This is a genomic window from Staphylococcus sp. 11511212 (assembly GCF_011394755.1).
In the GTDB taxonomy this organism is placed as follows: Bacteria; Bacillota; Bacilli; order Staphylococcales; family Staphylococcaceae; genus Staphylococcus; species Staphylococcus chromogenes.
Genome location: NZ_JAANBQ010000003.1, coordinates 648,300 through 670,422, shown reverse-complemented (window position 1 = coordinate 670,422; position 22,123 = coordinate 648,300). Strand labels below are relative to the sequence as shown.

The following is a 22,123-nucleotide window of genomic DNA, read 5'->3' as shown; positions in this document are numbered from 1 at the left end:
AGTAGATTGAATCATCGTTTCATCCTCTTTTTTATGAGGTGATTTCAATGACGAAAAAAGATGTGATACGTTTACTTGAAAAAATAGCAACCTATATGGAATTGAAAGGCGAAAATGCATTTAAAGTTTCTGCATACCGAAAAGCCGCACAAAGTCTTGAGACAGACGAGCGCACATTAGATGAAATTGATGACGTCACAGCACTTAAGAATATCGGGAAGGGTGTAGGTGAAGTCATAGATACCTATCGCAAAACAGGCACCTCTCCAACACTAGAAACATTGCAAAAAGAAGTTCCGGAAGGGCTTATTCCTTTGCTTAAAATTCAAGGTTTAGGCAGTAAAAAAATTGCAAAACTTTATGAGACTCTCCATATTACTGACAAATCCTCATTACAAGTTGCATGTGAAGCAGGCAAAGTTAGTGAATTGAAAGGATTTGCTAAAAAGACTGAACAAAACATATTAGAAGCTGTGAAAGCGATGGGTGCGAAAAAAGACCACTATCCTATTGATACTATGCGCGGGTTAAATCGTGTGGTCCAAGCTCATTTGGAGACGATTCCAGAGATAGAGGCGTTCGAAGTTGCGGGGAGCTTTAGACGTATGAAAGAAATGAGCAAAGATTTAGACTATATTATTAGCACAGAGGCCCCCTTAAAAGTACAAAAAGCTTTGCTTGAAATTCCTAATAAACTAAAAGAAGTAGCTGTTGGGAAAACAAAAGTTTCATTAGAACTCGAGTATGACGATGAAACAATAGGTGTCGATTTTAGAATGATTGAACCTCGTTCGTTTTTCCACACACTACAACATTTCACAGGGTCAAAAGAACATAACATCCGCATCCGTCAACTGGCAAAGGCGCGAGAGGAAAAGGTTAGTGAATATGGAATAGAGCAAGCAGATGGTCAATTACTGCAATTTGATAGTGAAGCAAAAATATATGAACATTTTAACGTTAATTGGATTGCGCCAAGCATGAGAGAAGATGGTTCTGAATTTGATAAAGATTTATCTGACATCATTACACTCGAAGATATTCGAGGAGATATTCATATGCATACGACGGCGAGTGATGGTGCAATGTCTTTACGTGAAATGGTTGAAGCGAACATACGAAAAGGGTATGATTTCATGTGTATTACAGACCATTCCAAAAGTCTTAAAGTTGCAAATGGGCTTAGTATCGAACGTTTACTCAAGCAAAATGAAGAAATTAAAGCACTCAACAAAGAGTATGAAGAGATTGATATTTATTCAGGAACAGAAATGGATATCTTACCGGACGGATCTTTGGACTATGAGGATGAGGTGCTTTCACAATTAGATTATGTCATTGCAGCTATTCACCAAAGCTTTAATCAATCAGAATCAGAAATTATGAAACGATTAGAAACCGCTTGTTACAATCCATATGTTCGACATATTGCCCATCCGACAGGCAGAATTATTGGTCGTCGAGACGGCTATCCAGTCGATATGGAAAAGTTGATAAAAATGTGTTCAGATACAAATACAGTATTGGAAATTAATGCCAATCCTAAGCGCCTAGATTTAAATGCAGCAACTTTACGTGCCAATCCTAACCTTAAAGTAACCATTAATACAGATGCGCATCATACGAACCATTTGGAATTCATGAAATATGGTGTGGCTACCGCTCAAAAAGGCTTTGTGAAAAAGACGCAAGTAATCAATGCAATGTCACGAAGTACATTTAAAGATTTTGTTAATCAGAAAAAAATGTAAGTTTATTTGAGATAAAAGCGTCATCATTTTAGGAGTGGACCTATTAAAACGACATGCGTAAGAACAAAGACATTAGACAAAAGGAGTACGCATCGCACATCGTTTTCTAAAATATAGGTGCATTGTAAATCAATAGTGCGGAAGTAACAGCGGCTTTATAGAAATTGAGGGATACTATGAAACAAAAAACTTTGGAAATATTAGAATTTGATAAAGTGAAATCAGCACTTTTAAATGAAGTGATTAGTGATTTAGGTGCTGAAAAAGTGCGAGACTTAACGCCAGCTACTGAATTTGATACGGTCGTTCACCAAATGGAGGAAACGGACGAGCTTTCCCAAATATACAACCAACATCGATTGCCAAGTTTAAGTGGTCTCACGCGAGTTGCGGCTTATGTTAAGCGTGCTCAAATCGGGGGAACTTTAAACGTTCAAGAGTTGAATGCCATTAAACAATTAATCCAAGTTCAAAATCAATTTAAAACGTTTTATCATCAGCTGCTCGAAGAAGATGAAAAAGTTAACTATCCTATTTTAGATGGCAATATGCAACGTTTACCTGTGTTAACGCACTTATATCAATCTATTAAAGAAAAATGTGATGCGACTGATTTATACGATTCTGCTAGTTATGAGTTACAATCTATAAGAAGTCACATCTCGAAAACAAATCAACGTATTAAAGCGCAGTTGGATCGTATTGTAAAATCAACAGGAAATCAAAAAAAATTATCTGATGCCATTGTCACAGTGAGAAATGAACGTCATGTTATTCCTGTAAAAGCAGAATACCGTCAAGACTTTTCAGGTATTATGCATGATCAATCTGCTTCAGGCCAAACACTCTATATTGAACCTTCTTCGGTTGTTGAACTCAACAATCAAGTGAGTCGGTTAAGAAATGATGAAAAAGTGGAAATGGAACGCATCTTATCGCAATTAACTGCAGAAGTTGCGGATGAAGGGGAACAATGTATGTTATCTGAATCGATTATGGGACACTTAGATTTTATTATCGCAAAAGCAAGATATGGCGCAAAAATAAAAGCGACAAAACCTACCTTTTCTGAAACTAAAAAAATCTATTTACCTAAGGCTTTTCATCCCTTGCTCGATTTAAATACGGTTGTCGCAAATACGATAGCGTTTGAGGAAGAGATTCAAACAGTTATTATTACTGGCCCTAATACTGGGGGGAAAACAGTCACACTGAAAACATTAGGTCTTATCATTGTAATGGCACAATCTGGCTTGCTTATTCCTACTTTAGATGGCAGTCAGTTAAGTGTGTTTGAACATGTTTTTTGTGATATTGGAGATGAACAATCCATCGAACAGTCCTTATCGACATTCTCATCACATATGAAGACCATCATTTCTATTTTAGATGAAGCGAACGCCAATAGTTTAATTTTATTTGACGAGCTAGGCGCAGGAACTGACCCAAGTGAAGGGGCAGCACTTGCCATGAGTATTTTAGATCATGTGCACAACCTAGGGGCTCATGTAATGGCGACAACGCATTATCCCGAACTCAAAGCTTATAGCTATAATCGGGAAGGTGTGATGAATGCGAGTGTTGAATTTGATGTGAACACACTCAGTCCAACGTATAAATTGTTAATGGGTGTGCCGGGTCGCTCAAACGCCTTTGATATTTCTAAACGTTTAGGATTAAGTTTAAAAATTATTAATCATGCAAAATCGATGGTTGGCCAAGATGAACAAGAAATCAATGAAATGATTGCTTCATTAGAGACCAATGCCAAACGAGTTGATGATCAACGTATTGAACTTGAACGCCTTGTACGTGAAGCAGAAGCATTGCATGAACAACTCTCTCAAAAATACGAACAATATCAAAACTATGAATCACGCCTAATGGAAGAGGCGAAAGAAAAAGCGAATCAACGTGTGCATGCTGCGACTAAAGAAGCTGATGAAATATTAAAAGATTTACGTGAAATGAGAGATAAAAAGGGTGCAGAAGTTAAAGAACATGAGCTCATTGATAAAAAGAAACAATTAGATGATCAGTATGAAGCCAAATCCATTAAGCAAGACGTGAAAAAGCAACGTCATGATGCCATCCAACAAGGCGACGAAGTCAAAGTGCTTTCTTATGGCCAAAAAGGAGAAGTGCTTGAACTTCTCAGTGATGATGAAGCGGTCGTCCAAATGGGCATTATTAAAATGAAGTTGCCGATTAAAGACTTAGAGAAAAAAGAAAAAGCAAAAGAAAAGCCGTCTAAAATGGTCACACGTTCTAATCGTTCTACTGTTAAAATGGAGTTAGATTTACGAGGTTATCGATATGAAGAAGCTTTAAGTGCACTCGATCAATATTTAGATCAAGCAGTTTTAAGCAACTATGAAGATGTTTATATTATTCATGGTAAAGGGACAGGCGCCCTTCAAAAAGGCGTACAACAACATCTGAAACAACATCGAAGTGTGTCCAGTTTCCGAACAGGCATGCCAAGTGAGGGTGGCTTTGGGGTCACAGTAGCAACTTTAAAATAATGAGCAATAGTAATGAAATCAAAACATGATTTTGATATACTTTGACTATCAAGAAATTCAAGGAGGCAACATCCTATGGCATTAATCGAAGTAAACGATTCAAATTTTGAGGAACAAATTAATAAAGGTGTAAAATTAGTAGACTTTTGGGCAACTTGGTGTGGACCTTGTAAAATGATTGCACCTGTTTTAGAAGACTTAGCAGCGGATTATGATGGAAAAGCTGACGTTTTAAAATTAGATGTTGACCAAAACCAAGCAACGGCAGCAAAATATGAAGTGATGAGCATTCCTACTTTAATTGTATTTAAAGACGGAGAAGCTGTAGACAAAGTTGTTGGTTTCCAACCAAAAGAAAACTTAGCACAAGTTTTAGATAAACACTTATAATCAATTAAAGATGCGGTTCACATTGAAATGATGATGACGCTCTTTTATAGGCTGGGCTAGGAATCTGACAAAGATTTCAACCCAGCCTTTTCATGTATAACGCACATGAGGTAGGTGAACACGTTATGAATGAGGTAAAGGAAAAAATTAAGCAAAAACTTTCCGTTTTGCCCATGGAACCTGGATGTTACTTAATGAAAGACCGACAAGACCAGGTTATCTATGTGGGTAAAGCAAAGCGTTTGCGCAATCGGGTGCGCTCTTATTTTACAGGTGCACATGATTTAAAAACAACACGACTTGTTCGAGAAATCGTCGATTTTGAATATATCGTGACTTCCAGTGAAACCGAGTCGTTATTATTAGAACTCAATTTAATTAAAAAATATCAACCGAGATATAATGTATTATTAAAAGATGATAAAAGCTATCCTTTCATCAAAATTACAAAAGAACGGCATCCAAAGCTTGTTGTTACTCGGACGGTGCGTAAAGGGAGCGGAAAATATTTTGGACCTTATCCGAATGCCTATTCAGCGCATGAAACAAAAAAGCTACTAGATCGTATTTATCCGTTTCGAAAATGTGATAAAATGCCAGACCGTTTATGTTTGTATTATCATATTGGCCAATGTTTAGGGCCCTGTGTTTACCCTGTAAAACAATCAGAATATGATAGAATGACGCGTGAAATTAGTGACTTTTTAAATGGAGAAGATAAAACCATTCTTAAACAATTAGAGACACGGATGCTTCAAGCGAGTGAAAATCTTGAATTTGAACAAGCTAAAGAATACCGAGATTTAATCGATCACATTCATAATTTAACGAAAAAACAAAAGATTATGTCCTCTGACCAAACCATCAGAGATGTCTTTGGTTATTATGTTGAAAAAGGATGGATGTGTATTCAAGTGTTTTTTGTACGCCAAGGAAATTTAATAGAGCGAGAAGCCACAATGTTTCCGTTACAACAAACACCTGAAGAAGAATTTTATACGTTCATTGGTCAATTTTATCAATTGAATCAACATTTTATCCCTAAAGAGATTCACGTTCCAAAGCAACTGGATCGTGAAATGATTACCTCAGTTGTGGAGACGAAAGTATTGAATCCTCAACGTGGACAAAAGAAACAACTGGTGGACCTTGCGAATAAAAATGCGAAAGTTGCATTAGAAAACAAGTTTGAATTGATTGCAAGAGATGAATCGAGAACCATTAAAGCGATTGAACAACTAGGGGAGGCAATGGGGATTCAGACGCCTATTCGTATTGAAGCGTTTGATAACTCCAATATACAAGGAGTTGACCCGGTATCAGCTATGGTCTCCTTTGTGGATGGTAAACCGGATAAAAAGGGATACCGAAAATATAAAATTAAGACTGTTGAAGGACCAGATGATTATAAATCTATGCAAGAAGCGGTTCGAAGACGTTATAAGAGAGTGTTGAATGAAGGCCTTCCTTTACCTGATCTTATTATTGTTGATGGAGGTAAGGGACATATGTCCAGTGTGATAGATGTGTTGACGAATGAACTTGGCCTCGATATCCCCGTGGCTGGCTTACAAAAAAATGATAAACACCAAACTTCTGAACTATTGTATGGTGAGCAAGCCCAAGTCATTCCATTGAAAAAGAATGGACAAGCCTTTTACTTATTACAACGTATTCAAGATGAAGTGCATCGATTTGCGATTACGTTCCACAGACAAACCCGTCGTAAAACTGGAATGCAATCTGTCTTAGACCAAGTTGAAGGTGTAGGACCGAAACGAAAAACAAAACTGTTACGTCATTTTGGCTCTATTAAAAAAATGAAAGTAGCCTCAATAGAAGAATTACAATCGGTAGGATTGCCTCAAAAGACGGCTGAATCGCTTTACCAAGCACTTCATGAAGAAAATGGATAAATTTGGGTTGAGAATCATTCTCATACCCAAATTTGTCACATTTAGTGTTACAATAAAAGGGAGTTGATTTCTTTTTTTATTAAGATATGCAAACGTTTTCTTTGAGTCAACGTACAAAAAAGAGGTCAAAAAATCTAGTAACGCAGGGGGGCTTCCTTTTGGCACAAACGAAGAATCAATTCTACCTAAGACGATTACATTCGTTGCTTGGCGTTATTCCATTAGGTGCATTTTTAATTGTACACTTAACAGTGAACCATCAAGCGACACAAGGGGTAGAAGCATTTAACAAAGCAGCAGGATTTATGGAATCATTACCATTTCTATACGCATTAGAAATTATTATGATTTACATTCCGATTTTATTCCATGCTATTTATGGTTTTTACATCGCATTTACAGCCAGTCAGAATATCGGGCATTATTCATACACACGTAACTGGTTATTCTTGTTCCAACGTTTATCAGGTGTATTAACATTCTTGTTCGTAATGATACATATGTGGCAAACACGTATTCAAAAGTTTTTTGGACACGAAGTAAATTTTGACATGGTACACCAAATTGTATCAAATCCTATTTGGATGATTTTCTATATTGTATGTATCATTGCAGTTGTATTCCACTTTGCGAATGGTCTTTGGTCATTCCTAGTAACTTGGGGTATTTTACAATCACCAAAATCACAAAAAGTATTTACATGGGTATCATTAATTGTGTTTATTATTTTAGCTTACATCGGTGTAAGTGCGATTTTAGCTTTTGCATAAGTGCAAGTTAACTCGAGACAAAAGAGATCAATAAGACAAACATAAAACACTTGATTTAGAATTGACACAAGCGTTTTTAGTCTTAACGTTTTAATCATTTCAGGGGAGTGACAATTCTATGGCAGAAAAGAAAATTATTGTTGTCGGTGGAGGCCTTGCGGGGCTTATGTCAACAATTAAAGCAGCGGAACAAGGTGCGCACGTTGACTTGTTCTCTATCGTTCCCGTTAAACGTTCTCACTCTGTATGTGCACAAGGTGGGATTAACGGTGCGGTAAATACGAAAGGTGAGGGTGACTCACCATATCTTCATTTTGATGATACAGTATACGGCGGTGACTTTTTAGCTGACCAACCACCAGTTAAAGCGATGACAGAAGCGGCGCCGAAAATTATTCACTTATTAGACCGTATGGGTGTAATGTTCAGTCGTACGAAAGAAGGTCTTTTAGACTTCCGTCGTTTCGGTGGAACACTCTTCCATAGAACGGCTTTTGCTGGGGCAACGACTGGACAACAATTATTATATGCATTAGATGAACAAGTGCGTAGCTTCGAAGTAGATGGGCTTGTTACGAAATATGAAGGTTGGGAATTTTTAGGTATCGTCAAAGATGATGAAAATAAAGCAAGAGGGATTATCGCTCAAAATATTACCACTTCAGAAATCAAGTCATTCGGATCTGATGCAGTCATTATGGCTACAGGTGGTCCAGGTATTATCTTCGGTAAAACAACGAACTCTATGATTAACACGGGTTCTGCAGCATCTATTGCGTATCAACAAGGTGTACATTATGCCAATGGTGAATTTATTCAAATTCATCCTACTGCAATTCCAGGGGATGACAAACTTCGCTTAATGAGTGAATCAGCACGTGGTGAAGGGGGTCGTATTTGGACTTATAAAGATGGTAAACCATGGTACTTCTTAGAAGAAAAATATCCAGACTACGGAAACCTTGTTCCACGTGATATTGCAACACGTGAAATCTTTGATGTATGTGTTAATCAAAAATTAGGAATTAACGGCGAAAACATGGTGTATTTAGACCTTTCGCATAAAGATCCACATGAGTTAGATGTTAAACTTGGCGGAATCATCGAAATTTATGAGAAATTTACAGGTGATGACCCACGTAAAGTTCCGATGAAAATCTTCCCAGCCGTTCACTATTCAATGGGTGGATTATATGTGGACTATGATCAAATGACAAATATAGAAGGTCTCTTTGCAGCGGGCGAATGTGACTTTTCTCAACACGGTGGTAACCGTCTTGGTGCCAACTCATTATTATCTGCCATTTACGGTGGAACAGTTGCGGGTCCAAACGCAGTAAAATATGTAGAAAATGTTGAGACTTCTTATGTCGATTTAGACGATAGTATTTATCAAAAACGTATCGATGAAGAACAAGCGCGTTTTGACAAACTTTTAAATATGAAAGGGTCTGAAAACGCCTATAAATTACACCGTGAATTGGGTGAAATTATGACTGCTAACGTGACAGTGGTTCGTCATAATGATCGCTTACTCGAAACAGATAAGAAAATCGTTGAGTTAATGAAACGTTATGAAAACATCGATATGGAAGATACATCAAGCTGGAGTAACCAAGCGGTGTTCTTTACACGTCAATTATGGAACATGCTCGTTTTAGCACGTGTGATTACCATTGGTGCTTATAACCGAAATGAATCTCGTGGTGCACACTATAAACCAGAATTCCCGAACCGTAATGATGAAGAATGGTTAAAACATACCCTTGCATCATATAACGGTCCGACGGAAGCACCTACATTTACGTACAAACCAGTAGATGTGAGCTTAATTGAACCTCGTAAACGTGACTATACTAGTAAGTCAAAAGGGGGTAAAAAATAATGGCTGAAACTAAAGAACTTCAACAAAAGGAAGTCCAAACATCAAACGAAAATGTACAACAATCAAATGATAACAAAAGCAATAAAACCATCAAATTAATTATCAAGCGTCAAAAAGATGCGAACTCTCAACCTTACGAAGAATCATTTGAAATTCCGTACAGAGAAAATTTAAACGTGATTGCATGTTTAATGGAAATCCGTCGTAATCCTATCAATGACAAAGGAGAAAAGACGACACCTGTCACTTGGGATATGAACTGTCTTGAAGAAGTATGTGGGGCATGTTCAATGGTCATCAATGGTCGTGCACGTCAATCATGTTCTGCGATTGTGGATCAATTAGAACAACCTATTCGTCTAGAACCGATGAATACTTTCCCTGTTATTCGTGACCTTCAAGTGGATCGTTCTCGTATGTTTGACAATTTAAAACGTATGAAAGCTTGGATTCCAATTGATGGTACGTATGATTTGGGCCCAGGTCCAAGAATGCCTGAGAAAAAACGTCAAACAGCTTACGAATTGTCTAAATGTATGACATGTGGCGTATGTTTAGAAGTTTGTCCAAACGTTACTTCTAAAAATGATTTCGTTGGTGCACAAGCCATTTCACAAGTGCGTTTATTTAACTTACATCCTACAGGTGCAATGACAAAAGATGAACGTTTAGATGCTTTAATGGACCAAGGTGGTTTACAAGCTTGTGGTAACTCTCAAAACTGTGTTCAAGCTTGTCCAAAAGGCATTCCATTGACAACTTCTATTGCAGCAATGAACCGTGAGTCATCATTCCATATGTTCAAATCATTCTTTGGTTCTGATCACAAAGTAAACTAAAGTAATAGTGCTTGATGAACAACCTCTAAAAGCTTTACAGAGGTATAAATAATATAAAACAGTTGTAGGCTAGGACACGTTTAGGTCCTAGCCATTTTTTGATACGTTAATTTTAAGGAAACGCAACATTTTAATAAATGCCGGCACACACATACGATGTGACTTATCAGTATTCACGGTGTATGGTAAAATGGAAAACAAGTAAACAAAGAATAGGATGAAGAACATGGAGAGACCTATTGGTGTTATTGATTCCGGAGTAGGGGGTCTCACAGTTGCAAAAGAGATTATGCGACAATTGCCAAATGAAACAATCTATTATCTTGGTGATGTGAGCCGTTGTCCCTATGGACCAAGATCTCAAGAAGAAGTGCGTCAGTTTACGATTGAAATGGCGGACTATTTAACACAATATGATATAAAAATGCTAGTGATTGCTTGTAATACGGCAACAGCTGTCGCTTTAGAACCATTGCAAAAGCAATTAAAGATTCCAGTAATTGGTGTTATAGAACCTGGTGCGCGGACAGCAATTATGACTACTGAAAACCAAAGTGTATTGGTGTTAGGGACTGAAGGGACGATTAAATCTGAAGCGTATCGCCAACATATAAAACGTATTAATCCAAACGTGGAAGTGCATGGGGTGGCATGCCCTGGTTTTGTTCCACTTGTTGAAGAATTGAAGTATAAAGATCCTACAATTACAAACATCATTATACATCAAACTTTAAAAAGTTGGCGTCATATTAAAGCTGATACAGTGATATTAGGTTGTACCCATTACCCCTTACTCTATCAACCGATTAATGACTATTTTGACCGAACAAAGACAGTGATTTCATCGGGATTAGAAACAGCGCGTGAAGTCAGCGCATTACTTACTTTTAGTCATGAACATGCGCATTACAACCCTCATCCAGAGCATCGCTTCTTTGCCAATGGGGACGTAACGCATGTGGAATTTATCATTAAAGAGTGGTTGAAACACCCCGACGTTCATGTAGAACGTATCTATTTAGGGCAGGAGGAATAGCAAGTGTCAGATATCGTTATTGCATCATCTAATAAAGGAAAAATTAATGATTTTAAAGTGATCTTTTCAGAATACAATGTTATAGGAATTAATGAACTTATTGAAGATTTTGATGTAGAAGAAACGGGCGTAACATTTGAAGAAAATGCGCGTTTAAAATCTGAAGCAGCCGCAAAAGCATTAAATAAAACAGTCATTGCCGATGATAGTGGATTAGAAGTAGACGCACTAGAGGGGGCACCTGGAGTTTATTCAGCGCGTTATGCAGGCGAAGCTAAAGATGATCAAGCCAACATTGAAAAACTCTTACAAGAATTAGAAGATAAAAAAGATCGTTCCGCCCGCTTTGTATGTGTCATAAGTATGACAACAGTGGATGGAAAAACAGAGACTTTTAGAGGCACTGTTAATGGAGAAATTACACTCGCACGTATTGGAGAAAATGGATTTGGATATGATCCCATTTTTTATGTTCCAGACAAAAATAAAACAATGGCTCAACTAACAGCAGAAGAAAAATCCGAAATTTCACATCGTCGTAAAGCAATCGATCAACTCCAAGCATTTATTAAAGGGGAGAAATCATAATGAAACTCATCTTAGTGAGTGATAACCATTCAGAAGCTGGAATATTGCACAATATTTACGAAAAACATGATGACGCAGATGCTTATTTTCATCTCGGCGACTCAGAGTTCACTTATAATGATACGGAGTTAAGTTTATTTTATCGCGTGAAAGGTAATATGGATTTTTATCCTGAATTTCCTGAAAATGACATATTGACGCTTCAAGATATACGTATTTTTTATACCCATGGCCATCGCATGAATGTCAATCAAGGGCGCGTACTTTTAGCACAACAGGCAAGAGAAAACGATGCGATATTTGCTTTTTATGGTCATACTCATGTGGCGCGTTATGAATATATTAACGGCGTACACGTGATAAATCCGGGAAGTATTTCACAGTCACGGAGTACTGAAGAAGAAACTTATGCAGAAATCAAATTAGAAGAAGGCGAAGGCACACTTAATTTTCGCAATCGTCAACATGATATTTTAAGCACTGTACCATTTAAATATTAATATAACCGGTAAATTGGATTTTTATTTTTAAAGGGAAGGGTTGAGCATTTAAACAATGCTTAGCCCTTTAACTATGGTTGAAAGTCTCGTTAACTTTAAAGAGAAGAAAAATGTGTGATGTCATTGGGCATCTATCATTCGGGTTCATTTTGATAGGACTTAAAAGTAAAATATTAAGATGGTTATACTTAGTTCATATTTAGAATAGAATATTAGTGCAATATACGTTATTTTAAATTATAGATTTTGCTTTACAGTTTGAACAAATACTTTACCTTCTTGTTTAGGAACAAAATCAAAAAGGTATTGAGAATCGCTATAAGTTTGAATAACGATTCTATAAGGCTTAAAAGAAAAACCAAATTTAATATGTTTGATATCGTCAAATAGGAATTGTGAACGTATTTCATTGTTTTCTAATTGCCCATTTCCTTTAAAATAAACACCATCGTTTTTTATAAAAAGTTTGCCGGGGACATAATTTGAATTGATTATGAGCATTGAAGCTAATATAGTGAAGGGTTGATTTTTTGTTTCATTCATTGTGCCACCTTCTATTATCTTTTGAAATAATATTATCATATTTCTCGACGAGTTATTAAAAAATTCTTTATTTCCTTTTTATATAAATATTATTGAACGCTCATAGTTAAGAACAGTTAAATACATTAACATAGTTCGGATTCCTAAATCATAGTCATAAAGATATCTATTTTATTTTCAAAGCGTAATTTAATTTTAGTACTCATAAATTTATCTACTTGTCACTTAAACTATATAAAAGCCAAACCTTGTAAAGATACACAAAGGTTTGGCTTTTATAGTTTCCGATATTCAGAAGTACGGTTTAGTAGTTATCAGGGTAGAGTGATCTATCTAGTTCATCATAAAGGCGTTCTAGTTCAGCTTTCGCTTGTGCCATTTTTGCATAGTTTTTTTTCTTTAATGCAATATTCGCTTTAGCTTTTGCTGCAGTAAGTTCTCTCTTGAAATATGGAGATTGGCTTACAGAAAGTAAAATTTTAGAATTCACATCTTTATATAATGACTGTAATTCTTGTTCCATTTTCTTATTTTCATACGTGTTATCTGTGAAGCTTTGATTTTGTGCTGTCGTACTTGCTTGTGCTTCTGTGGCGCCTGTAGTTGAAAAAGTTGTAGCTAACATTGTGGCTGCAAATCCTGTAATAATAAGTGATTTCATATTCATGGATGTATAGACTCCTTTTGTCTTGGTGATAAAATTTTCTTTACTTGTACATTATAAAAGGAGAATTTCTATAAAAACATTAATTCCACTTTAATTCATCTTTAATAAATGAATAGTATGATTTTCACTTGAATACATTTTAAAGATCGCTACGTATTGAAAAAAGAAATTTGTTGTTTTGAGGACAACACAGAGGCTTACCAAAGTTTACGTTTTAAAATAAACAAACCAAATATGACTTAACTTTAATATTAATTTTTGATAAATTATAAAAAAACAGGATAAAGGGGTCAAATTTTTGTTTATCGCAGACATCACACAATATATTAATTCAAATCGACCGAGGCAAATCTATCGTTTATTTTCAAAAGAATTGAAGCTGCACGTGAGTTATCGGCAATTTAAGCATATTTTTAAAACATACGCCCAGGCATCGGCACAATCAGAAATCTATTTAGATTATCGTAAAAAAGGCTCAGGAGAAGTGATTTGGTATAACTTAGAACGTACATTTGGCATTACGATGACAATACATCAATCAAAAGTGATAGGGATCTACATTTTACCGATTGACGCTATTAATCATAATGAGTTTAAAACAAAAAATAAGTACATCATGCCAGTAAAGTATAAATTTGAAGTCTATTGGGGTGGGGATAATACTTTATTAAATTATCATTTCCCCTATGAAAATCAGCGTTATGCCTATGATTTAACGATTTTTAAAAATGGAGAAACACATCGCTTACCTCCACAAACGCTTGAGGATTTTTATTGTTTTGGAAGTACAATCGTTGCCCCATTACAAGGGAAGGTGATTACAGTAGTAAACAATCTAGAAGATCAACCCGTAGGTGAGTTAGATGAGAAGCATTTCTTAGGAAATCACGCTATTATTCAACATAACCATTGTGAATTTAGTTTGTTGGCGCATCTTAAAAATGAGTCTATTTTAGTTCAACCAGGAGACTTCGTTCACAAAGGTCAAATGATTGCCCAATGTGGAAATACAGGAAATTCAACGGAACCTCACCTTCATTTTCAAGTTATGAACCACGAGGATATCCTACATGCAAAAGCATTAAAAATCGACTTTTTTGATGGTAAAAACTATGAAAAAGGTGATTGTATTTCAGGATTAGAACAGATGAAATGAAGAGCATCTTTACAACTACATATGCGACTGTTTAGATATAAATGATATAGTTTTGAAAAATGCATGACAATAGCCATCAAAATAGACCTAAAGATATATTTTGATGGCTATTAAATAAAGTGAATAGACGCCTTTTTTCACATTACTGAATATCTATTTTTTTATTGATTGTTTTAGTTGATATAAGCGATAAAGGAGTGGGCGTGTTGGGCATATAAAGTCGCCAACGAGTTCTTCTACGTAACCGCCAAATCCTTTTTTAAACTGGAGAACTCCGTAATCTTTAGCATCTGGAGTAAAATCTCCTGTAATCCCATAAAAGTTATATCTGTCAATTTGAGCACGTTTAGCATGTTGAATCATTTTCCATTGTAAGACGTAATTACCCATAAATTTATTGAACTTTGGATCAGAACCACTAAATAAATATACGAGTTCATCTTTTGTTTGAGCAAATATGGCTGAAGCTAAATTTAAGGTATCTCCATAATCAGAGCGCAGTTGATAAGCTTCTGAAATATTTTCTTGCAATTTATCATAAATAATTTGTTGTTCCTGAAGTTTGTTTTGTTTTTTTCGTGAAAGGGTAGCTCCTGCTTTAGGAAGCATTCCTTCAATTTTTTGTTGGACTTCTTGTGATTTCTGTTTTAATAAATGAATATGATCATCCAATTGAATATAGGCTAATTTCACTGAGGCAATTTTAGGATAATTCCGTAGAAATTGTTCGAAATAAGGTTTAGAAAACAATGAAAAGCCATGTTTAATTTCTGCTTTATGATAGAGTTGATAAAATGTATCAATTTCATTAATAGAAAGGTCGCGAACTTCTACTCCCATCTCAAGAGCTTTTTTTATACTGTGTGAGGTATTATATTCCATTTGCTTAAGTAACATATGTTCATCTTTATCTTTTAGGTTAAGAATGCTGAGCCAACGTGCTTGACTCATCTCAGAATAGCCCGAGGTAAAACCTTGATGTTGATAACCTAACTGATTAAGAACGTTCATCCATTTGGATTGATAAAAGTTCACCTTTGAAATTTCTATCATTCAAAGGAACATAAGGGTCAATTAACATAAAAATAGTACGTCTTTTTTTGTAAAATGCTTTAAGGTGTTTAAAATAGAATTGGACTAGTTCAAGATGTTTATAGTCCATCATAGGTCCCCGATGACTATAGACATAGTTAAAATATTTAAAAATGGGGGCTGCTGTAAACAAACCTGCAGCTATAACTGCACCCTCGTTATTTTTTACACCTAATAAGTGGACCTGACTTCCATGTTGTTTTCTTGCATAAAACTGTTCTAATGATTGGGGATATTGTTTAAAGTGAGATTCGATAAATTTTTGATATTCTTCGGGGGAAAGTTCTAAAAATTCCAAGTGAGCACTCCCTTTCAACAGGACGGATAATATAACTATATATCAATCTATTATAGAGAAGTTTAAAATTGCATATAATATAGTTTATACCATATCATAAATAGAATGATTATGATACTCTGAGGAGCCTTTTAGTCTTTTAATATCAAAGAGGGTGACATAAGCGGGGGCATAAAAGTCATGGACTAACTAATTAGACTAAATAAAAAACAACAAATTTTCAAAGTGGAAAGGTACAATCATATCCTGAAGTAACAAAATATGTAAAAATTTGTGAATTGTGTTAAAACACAATAAAATTTTTAATGCGCATATTGATTTATGGCGATGGATTAGATATAATTAATCTTGTGTTAAAAATGTCCTGGTAGCTCAGCTGGATAGAGCAATGGCCTTCTAAGCCATCGGTCGGGGGTTCGAATCCCTCCCAGGACGCTACTTAACCTCGGTGTAACGAGGTTTTGAAAGAGTAAGTGTCAAATACGTGTCAAGAAAATCATTCTCTGACACATTGGCCTTGCTCTTTTTATTTTAGTGATTTTTAAAACATTTGTTATGACGATTTTTATTTGAGCTTTATCTCAACTGATGAGCTTCATCAAAAACATACTAAGATTAGCGATGAAGAAGCTGGGATATAATTGATTTCATGTATTTGATTGTTCCAAAAAGCCTCGCTTTTCTAGGCGCCTCACCTCTGCATGAAAACGTTACGAATGAAATGAGTTACGTTTTCAGTACACCTATGAACATACGTGAATAGGTGATCCATAATTTAAGATTGAGACTATCTCAATCTTAAAATGGATTTTCGGTTTCGGCTAGATGCCTCAGAAGTCTCGGCTTAGGAATCAATCAAATTTACTTTAATTATTCACCGCTCTAAAGTTATAAAATTGCATTATCAATTCAATTTTTATGAACTAATTTGTATCAAAATAGCCATCAAAATTTATTCTTAGATAAATTTTGATGGCTTTCTAATTATTGGTAATCTTTATGTTCCAGTCCCTTTTTGCTAATCTTCATCAAAAACATCAACTATGTTTATAGTGATTTCTTTGTTTTGACTATTCACGGTGACATCATTCGAAAAACCTACTTGTTTAATTTGTACTGAATTTTCATTTACTATTAATGCCACTTCAACATTTTCAAAATTCTGGATTAAAACAATTATATTATCGTTGGTCAGAACTACGCTTTAAAGCATTTAAATTTAGTAAATAGGTCTATACTGGAAGTATCTATATATAATTATTAAAAACATTTATATGAAGTTATTTTGTATTGTAATATAGCAAGGGGCTGAGGAGGGGTATATGAGATTAAATAAATGGCATTTTCAGTGCATATCTTATTAAAGTTAACGTATTAATCTCACAGTGAAATTATGAAAGTACAAATAAAAATTAGAAAAGCGACTAAAAAAGAATTCGTCATTGGTTGAAAAGATTAGGCCTCATTTTACTCGTGGGTTGGATGTTATATCAAAAAAGAGTTGGATACCTTTCGTCATCACCTAACATGAAATATTTATTACTTTATAAAAACATATAGGATACAACGATCATTGTTTAAAATGATAGAAAATAAAACCCTATTGGAAGCTTAGATAAAAGAGACAAATAGAAGAGAAATGATTTGATTTACACATTTTTATAAGACGATTTACTTACAAAATAGAGATAGTACATTGTTAGAAATTTTCAATAGTGCTTTTCATAACAATTGCATGACTGAAATAAGAACAAAGACAGAACAACTGTTTATTAAATAAATTTGTTATATTAAAATAAAAAACACCGTAACCTTAGCGGTTACAGTATTTTTATTGACTCTAATAAAGTGATTATTTGAGCTAATCATCTATACCACAAAATAATGGTTCTAACCGTAATTTTGTCAAATATTGAGATTTTTTCATATATACAATTTAAACTGCGAGAAATGTGAGAATGCTTTTACTTACAATTTGGATTTGTCCTTTATGAACTGATATCGGATAAAATCTTCAATAAAAGGTAAATGGCAAAGACGAGTGACAGTATGCCGATAATGAAAAGGTAAATTACATATCTTTGAAGATTTTCAATGTGCTCAACGTCCCAAAAAAATTTAAAGCCACCTTGCTGATTGAGGGCAAGGGTGATGAATAATAAAATGCTAAGTGTACCGATGATTGTGAAAAGTAAAAATAAAAATATATACATAGCATCAAACCTTACTTGTTTTTTAACTGTTTATAGGTAACTCTTTTAAACTCACGATGGACTGTTTATCTACAACGTAGCCATCTGAATTTAATATATAGGCTAACGGTGTGTTTTTTACAAATAATTGGTCACGATCATAAAAAGAAACAACAGATGCGGAAGACATATGTGGATGTTGTTTCAAAAATTGAGTGACAGTTGAGGTATCGTCTACAAAAGCGAATGTTAATTTATCGCCGTGCGTTTTGTGATTATATTCTTTAAACAAACGTTGGCAAACGGTACAAGTGGTACTCACAACTACAATAGGGTTGCGTTTTTGAGATAATGGAAGACGCTGGTGTTGAGGAAAAGGGCTAGCAATAGGCAATCCGCCCATTTCTCGCCGGGTCTTATTGATTTTGTTCATCAAAAAGAGTTGATAAATGAAAAGCGCAATGATAATCACAATTAAAATAAAAACCATAATATGAAAGCCTCCGGATTAAAATACTTGTATAACTATTATACTTGTAGATGAGTGGAAGTGCCATTAAATAAGTATCGTTTTCAATTTAAACAACTCAGAAAATGGTTTTGGATTAAACGAATAAAGGTATAGTAATGAGAATATTGAATAACATTAAATTCATCTGAGTAAGGGGAGATTATTTTGACCGCTTTATATCCATATTTATCTTTTGAAAATACGAAAGAGGCTTTAGCTTATTATGAAGAAGTTTTTGGAGCTACTGATATTTTACGTTTGCCTGTAAGTGAAGAACAGGCGCAACAATTTGTCGTGGATCCGAATCAAGCAGATAACGCGACAATGCATTCTGAGTTCTCAATTGCAAATGTTCAATTATATGCCTCTGATTCTTTTGGAGGTAGCGATAAATTTAATGGTGCGATTTCATTAATGTTAAATTACGATATCAATAACAAAGAAGATGAAAAGGAAATCCAAGCGTTATATGATCGTGTCAAAGAACATCCAAGTGTGACTGTTGAAATGCCTTTTGAAGACCAATTCTGGGGTGGAAAAATGGGTGTTCTTAAAGATCAATATGGCGTACGTTGGATGTTGCATGGTGAAGATGGAACGAAACGCCAATAATACAAAAAACCGTTTCCTCATGAAGTATGTGAGGGAACGGTTTTTCTTTTACAAATACAACTGACCTTTTGCATAATAAAAGGTTTCTCTTGTTGGTTTTTGTATCACACTTAGTAGGGTGAGTACACCTATTTTTCCAGCAATCATGGTAATGATAATTATTATCTTAGCGATTGGCCCATATTCAGTTGAAATGCCAGTCGATAAACCAACCGTTCCGAATGCAGAAACCACTTCAAAAGCTAAGTCTTCAAAGTTTAAATTAGGCTGTGCAATTGAAATTAACAATATCATCAAAACGACAAAAGCTCCTGTTGAAATGGCAATGGCCAATGCTTTTTCCATTTGTTTACGTACTATTGTTCGATTAAAAACTTGAGCGTGTTGATGCCCTTTTAATATTGTGATAACAAACACTATGACTAAAACGAACGTTGTCACTTTAATACCGCCAGCTGCACTCATTGGCCCTGCACCAATATACATAAAAATAATCATGAGTAGCATTGTACCAGGCGCGAGTTGACTCATATCCACCGTATTAAAGCCCGCTGTTCTCGTAGTTACTGATTGGAAGAAAGAGGCTTGTAGTTGTTGGGGGAGGGTCATTGATTTTAAAACGCCATGGTATTCGAGTAGCCAAAAACAAGCCGTACCTACGACAATTAATATAAGTGTAACCATGAGTGTCATTTTTGAATGATATTGCAAGCGTCGACCTTTCTTTAACGTCACTAAATCTAAAAGGACGATATAACCGAGACCTCCAAATATAATTAATAAAGCAACAGTAATATTAACAATTGGGTTCGTAGCGTATGAAATTAAATTGTCAGAGAACAATGCGAAACCCGCATTATTGAGTGAAGAAATTGATGTGAAGAGACTGATGAATATGCCACGATCCCAGCCATATTGGGGCACAAAAACAAATGATAGTATAAATGTGCCAATACTTTCAAAAATAATGTTAAACAATAGGATAGATTTCATAAAAAAAGTATAATTGCGAGCATCCTCAGTATTGAGTTCTAATTGGAAGAGGATATTTTCTCGCACGGATAAAGATTTCTGAGTTAGTTTTAATGCAAGCATTGAAACTGCGACGATACCCATACCTCCAATTTGAATAAGAAGCATAATAATAATATCCCCATAAATGTTAAATTGTTTTGTGATGTCAACGGTGGAGAGTCCTGTAACAGTAAAAGCACTTGTAGCCACATACATAGCATCTAAAAAAGAAATCGGTTTTTGGCCTGTCCATGGAAGGTACAGCAAAATACTACCGATTAAAGTCGTCGACAAGAATAACGACAAATAAATCAATATAGGTTGTTGCTTACTATGCATCTTTAGCGCCTCAGTTCTTTTTGGGAATATCATACCACGATTACTATGATAAGCAAGTAAATTTTAATTAATGAAAGAAGAAAATACAAGAGGCTAAAGTGAAAGGTAGGAGTGTGTAAAAATGTTTTAAAAGAGAGCATTCATTAGCAAATAAAAAAACCAATGTACCCTTAGATACATTGGTTTATAGTCACGCTGTAAAATTATTTTTTAGCAAATGTGTCTACTAAGCCTTTGATTAATTTAATAATTCCAAGAATGATATCAGTCCAGATCATATTGATAACCTCCTCTTATTAATTTACACCTTTAGTATAATCAAAAGGAGATGAATATAGCGCATCAGTTCCTATTTTTGTGATTTTTGTGCGTAACTGTTCAAAAAAGCATTCGAAAAAGACAGTTAGGCATAAAAATGAAGACGTAACTGTAATCTTTTTGATTATCACAGTAAAATTAGACGTTTAGTGTAAAGAAGAAGTATTAGAAAGCTTTGTGTTCCAAGGCGCTCTATGCGTTAGTATTTCTATTGTAAAGGCTTTGTAAATTCGCTTAGACAGTTAGGCATCCTAACCGTTTTGGAAAGTGCTTTTTTTGACAGATAAGTATAAAAAATAACGAGTTTCGAATTAGAACACAATTAAACAATGAAGTTGGTTATAGTGTAGATAACAAAACGAAACGCGATTTAATTAGATGTGATTTTGTTTTGGAAAATCTATAAACTAAGGAGTGTCATTTCATGTCAGATTTAATTAATGCAATTAAAGATACAGTTCAAGCAGGTATTGACCACGATTGGGTAACAATGGGTACAGGTATCGCTGATATTTTAGCAAAAGGTATCGACGTAATCTCTGGTTTCTTCGGTTAGTAATTAGCCATTAATGACAAGTGATGATTGATAAATTATTAAATATGAAATGGAGTGCATAACAATGTCAGATTTAATTAACGCTATTAAAGATACGGTTCAAGCAGGTATTGACCACGATTGGGCAACAATGGGTACAGGTATCGCTGATATCTTAGCAAAAGGTATCGACGTAATCTCTGGTTTCTTCGGTTAATAATTAGCTATTAATGATGAGTGATGATTGATAAATTATTAAATATGAAATGGAGTGCATAACAATGTCAGATTTAATTAACGCTATTAAAGATACAGTTCAAGCAGGAATCGACCATGACTGGGTAACAATGGGTACAGGTATCGCTGATATCTTAGCAAAAGGTATCGATGTTATCTCTGGTTTCTTTGGTTAATATAATATAAGAAGTGGTGAGCCTCTCTGAAAATAGAGGTTCACCACTTTTTTATATTTATTAAAGGAAAAAGAGGCAACGAGTCATTTTAACAGAAATAGCCATCGAAATTTACCTTTAGGGAGATTTCGATGGCTTTCATTTGTATAAGCATAGGTATATACAGAAATTGTATGTTATTACTTATGCTTAACTGTATATATTTTTCTTGATATGAATACAATGCTAAATAA

20 protein-coding genes, 1 tRNA gene and 1 pseudogene are annotated in these 22,123 nt (G+C 35.0%); 16 read left to right on the top strand and 6 right to left on the bottom strand.

What is annotated here, in order from left to right:
* Positions 1–47: 47 nt before the first annotated feature.
* The 10 genes from polX (at position 48) to G8Y84_RS04595 (ending at position 12,200) form a co-directional block, all read left to right on the top strand.
* The gene (polX, locus tag G8Y84_RS04640; protein WP_037571660.1) at positions 48–1,751 is read left to right on the top strand and encodes a DNA polymerase/3'-5' exonuclease PolX; all 1,704 of its coding nucleotides are present in this window, start codon (positions 48–50) and stop codon (positions 1,749–1,751) included.
* A gap of 176 nt (positions 1,752–1,927) precedes the next feature.
* Positions 1,928–4,276 carry an endonuclease MutS2 gene (locus G8Y84_RS04635; RefSeq protein WP_165806145.1) on the top strand — a complete coding sequence of 783 codons (2,349 nt, stop codon included), beginning with the start codon at positions 1,928–1,930 and terminating at the stop codon, positions 4,274–4,276.
* Between the two features lie 75 nt (positions 4,277–4,351).
* A complete protein-coding gene (gene trxA, locus G8Y84_RS04630; RefSeq protein ID WP_037571657.1) occupies positions 4,352–4,666 on the top strand; it encodes a thioredoxin in 315 nt (104 codons plus the stop codon).
* A 125-nt stretch (positions 4,667–4,791) separates the two neighbouring features.
* Entirely contained in the window at positions 4,792–6,582 is a 1,791-nt protein-coding gene (uvrC, locus tag G8Y84_RS04625; RefSeq protein WP_037571654.1) for an excinuclease ABC subunit UvrC, read from the top strand.
* 158 nt (positions 6,583–6,740) lie between these two features.
* The gene (locus G8Y84_RS04620; protein ID WP_037571652.1) at positions 6,741–7,352 is read left to right on the top strand and encodes a succinate dehydrogenase cytochrome b558 subunit; all 612 of its coding nucleotides are present in this window, start codon (positions 6,741–6,743) and stop codon (positions 7,350–7,352) included.
* Between the two features lie 118 nt (positions 7,353–7,470).
* A complete protein-coding gene (sdhA, locus tag G8Y84_RS04615; RefSeq protein ID WP_037571637.1) occupies positions 7,471–9,237 on the top strand; it encodes a succinate dehydrogenase flavoprotein subunit in 1,767 nt (588 codons plus the stop codon).
* Positions 9,237–10,076 carry a succinate dehydrogenase iron-sulfur subunit gene (sdhB, locus tag G8Y84_RS04610; protein WP_037571633.1) on the top strand — a complete coding sequence of 280 codons (840 nt, stop codon included), beginning with the start codon at positions 9,237–9,239 and terminating at the stop codon, positions 10,074–10,076. The genes sdhA and sdhB overlap by 1 nt, the downstream gene beginning before the upstream one ends.
* A gap of 226 nt (positions 10,077–10,302) precedes the next feature.
* On the top strand, positions 10,303–11,112 hold the full coding sequence (racE, locus tag G8Y84_RS04605) for a glutamate racemase (RefSeq protein ID WP_037571631.1): 810 nt from the start codon (positions 10,303–10,305) through the stop codon (positions 11,110–11,112).
* A gap of 3 nt (positions 11,113–11,115) precedes the next feature.
* Positions 11,116–11,700, top strand: coding sequence for an XTP/dITP diphosphatase (locus tag G8Y84_RS04600; RefSeq protein ID WP_165806144.1), 585 nt, complete (start codon positions 11,116–11,118; stop codon positions 11,698–11,700).
* Positions 11,697–12,200: a YfcE family phosphodiesterase gene (locus G8Y84_RS04595; RefSeq protein WP_037571627.1), complete on the top strand. Its 504-nt coding sequence runs from the start codon at positions 11,697–11,699 to the stop codon at positions 12,198–12,200. The genes G8Y84_RS04600 and G8Y84_RS04595 overlap by 4 nt, the downstream gene beginning before the upstream one ends.
* Before the next feature lie 237 nt (positions 12,201–12,437).
* On the opposite strand, the gene G8Y84_RS04590 is transcribed toward G8Y84_RS04595, so the two are convergent.
* Positions 12,438–12,743: a hypothetical protein gene (locus tag G8Y84_RS04590; RefSeq protein WP_037571624.1), complete on the bottom strand. Its 306-nt coding sequence runs from the start codon at positions 12,741–12,743 to the stop codon at positions 12,438–12,440.
* A gap of 304 nt (positions 12,744–13,047) precedes the next feature.
* A complete protein-coding gene (locus tag G8Y84_RS04585; RefSeq protein ID WP_051604953.1) occupies positions 13,048–13,410 on the bottom strand; it encodes a complement inhibitor SCIN family protein in 363 nt (120 codons plus the stop codon).
* A 298-nt stretch (positions 13,411–13,708) separates the two neighbouring features.
* Between G8Y84_RS04585 and G8Y84_RS11455 the strand changes: the two genes are divergently transcribed.
* Positions 13,709–14,566, top strand: a complete 858-nt coding sequence (locus G8Y84_RS11455) for a M23 family metallopeptidase (RefSeq protein ID WP_103159602.1) — start codon at positions 13,709–13,711, stop codon at positions 14,564–14,566.
* A 153-nt stretch (positions 14,567–14,719) separates the two neighbouring features.
* Here G8Y84_RS11455 and G8Y84_RS04575 read toward each other — a convergent pair.
* Positions 14,720–15,956 (bottom strand): annotated as a pseudogene (locus tag G8Y84_RS04575) (peptidoglycan bridge formation glycyltransferase FemA/FemB family protein).
* A 361-nt stretch (positions 15,957–16,317) separates the two neighbouring features.
* Here G8Y84_RS04575 and G8Y84_RS04570 point away from each other — a divergent pair.
* A tRNA-Arg gene (locus G8Y84_RS04570) sits at positions 16,318–16,391 on the top strand.
* Between the two features lie 1,800 nt (positions 16,392–18,191).
* Here the strand turns inward: G8Y84_RS04570 and G8Y84_RS04565 are convergent.
* Positions 18,192–18,638: a hypothetical protein gene (locus G8Y84_RS04565; RefSeq protein ID WP_103159263.1), complete on the bottom strand. Its 447-nt coding sequence runs from the start codon at positions 18,636–18,638 to the stop codon at positions 18,192–18,194.
* Positions 18,639–18,824: 186 nt separating this feature from the next.
* On the opposite strand from G8Y84_RS04565, the gene G8Y84_RS04560 reads away from it, so the two are divergent.
* Complete coding sequence (locus tag G8Y84_RS04560) at positions 18,825–19,271, top strand: VOC family protein (protein ID WP_165806143.1); 447 nt, start codon at positions 18,825–18,827, stop codon at positions 19,269–19,271.
* Positions 19,272–19,319: 48 nt separating this feature from the next.
* On the opposite strand, the gene G8Y84_RS04555 is transcribed toward G8Y84_RS04560, so the two are convergent.
* Together G8Y84_RS04555 and G8Y84_RS11560 are read right to left on the bottom strand one after the other, a co-directional pair.
* The gene (locus tag G8Y84_RS04555; RefSeq protein WP_037573144.1) at positions 19,320–20,624 is read right to left on the bottom strand and encodes a TrkH family potassium uptake protein; all 1,305 of its coding nucleotides are present in this window, start codon (positions 20,622–20,624) and stop codon (positions 19,320–19,322) included.
* A gap of 203 nt (positions 20,625–20,827) precedes the next feature.
* Positions 20,828–20,902, bottom strand: a complete 75-nt coding sequence (locus tag G8Y84_RS11560; RefSeq protein WP_107359458.1) for an alpha-1/alpha-2 family phenol-soluble modulin — start codon at positions 20,900–20,902, stop codon at positions 20,828–20,830.
* Positions 20,903–21,366: 464 nt separating this feature from the next.
* Between G8Y84_RS11560 and G8Y84_RS04545 the strand changes: the two genes are divergently transcribed.
* The 3 genes from G8Y84_RS04545 (at position 21,367) to G8Y84_RS04535 (ending at position 21,890) form a co-directional block, all read left to right on the top strand.
* Entirely contained in the window at positions 21,367–21,498 is a 132-nt protein-coding gene (locus G8Y84_RS04545) for a beta-class phenol-soluble modulin (protein ID WP_069191677.1), read from the top strand.
* A 64-nt stretch (positions 21,499–21,562) separates the two neighbouring features.
* A complete protein-coding gene (locus G8Y84_RS04540; protein WP_107363446.1) occupies positions 21,563–21,694 on the top strand; it encodes a beta-class phenol-soluble modulin in 132 nt (43 codons plus the stop codon).
* Between the two features lie 64 nt (positions 21,695–21,758).
* A complete protein-coding gene (locus G8Y84_RS04535; RefSeq protein WP_069191677.1) occupies positions 21,759–21,890 on the top strand; it encodes a beta-class phenol-soluble modulin in 132 nt (43 codons plus the stop codon).
* Positions 21,891–22,123: the final 233 nt, after the last annotated feature.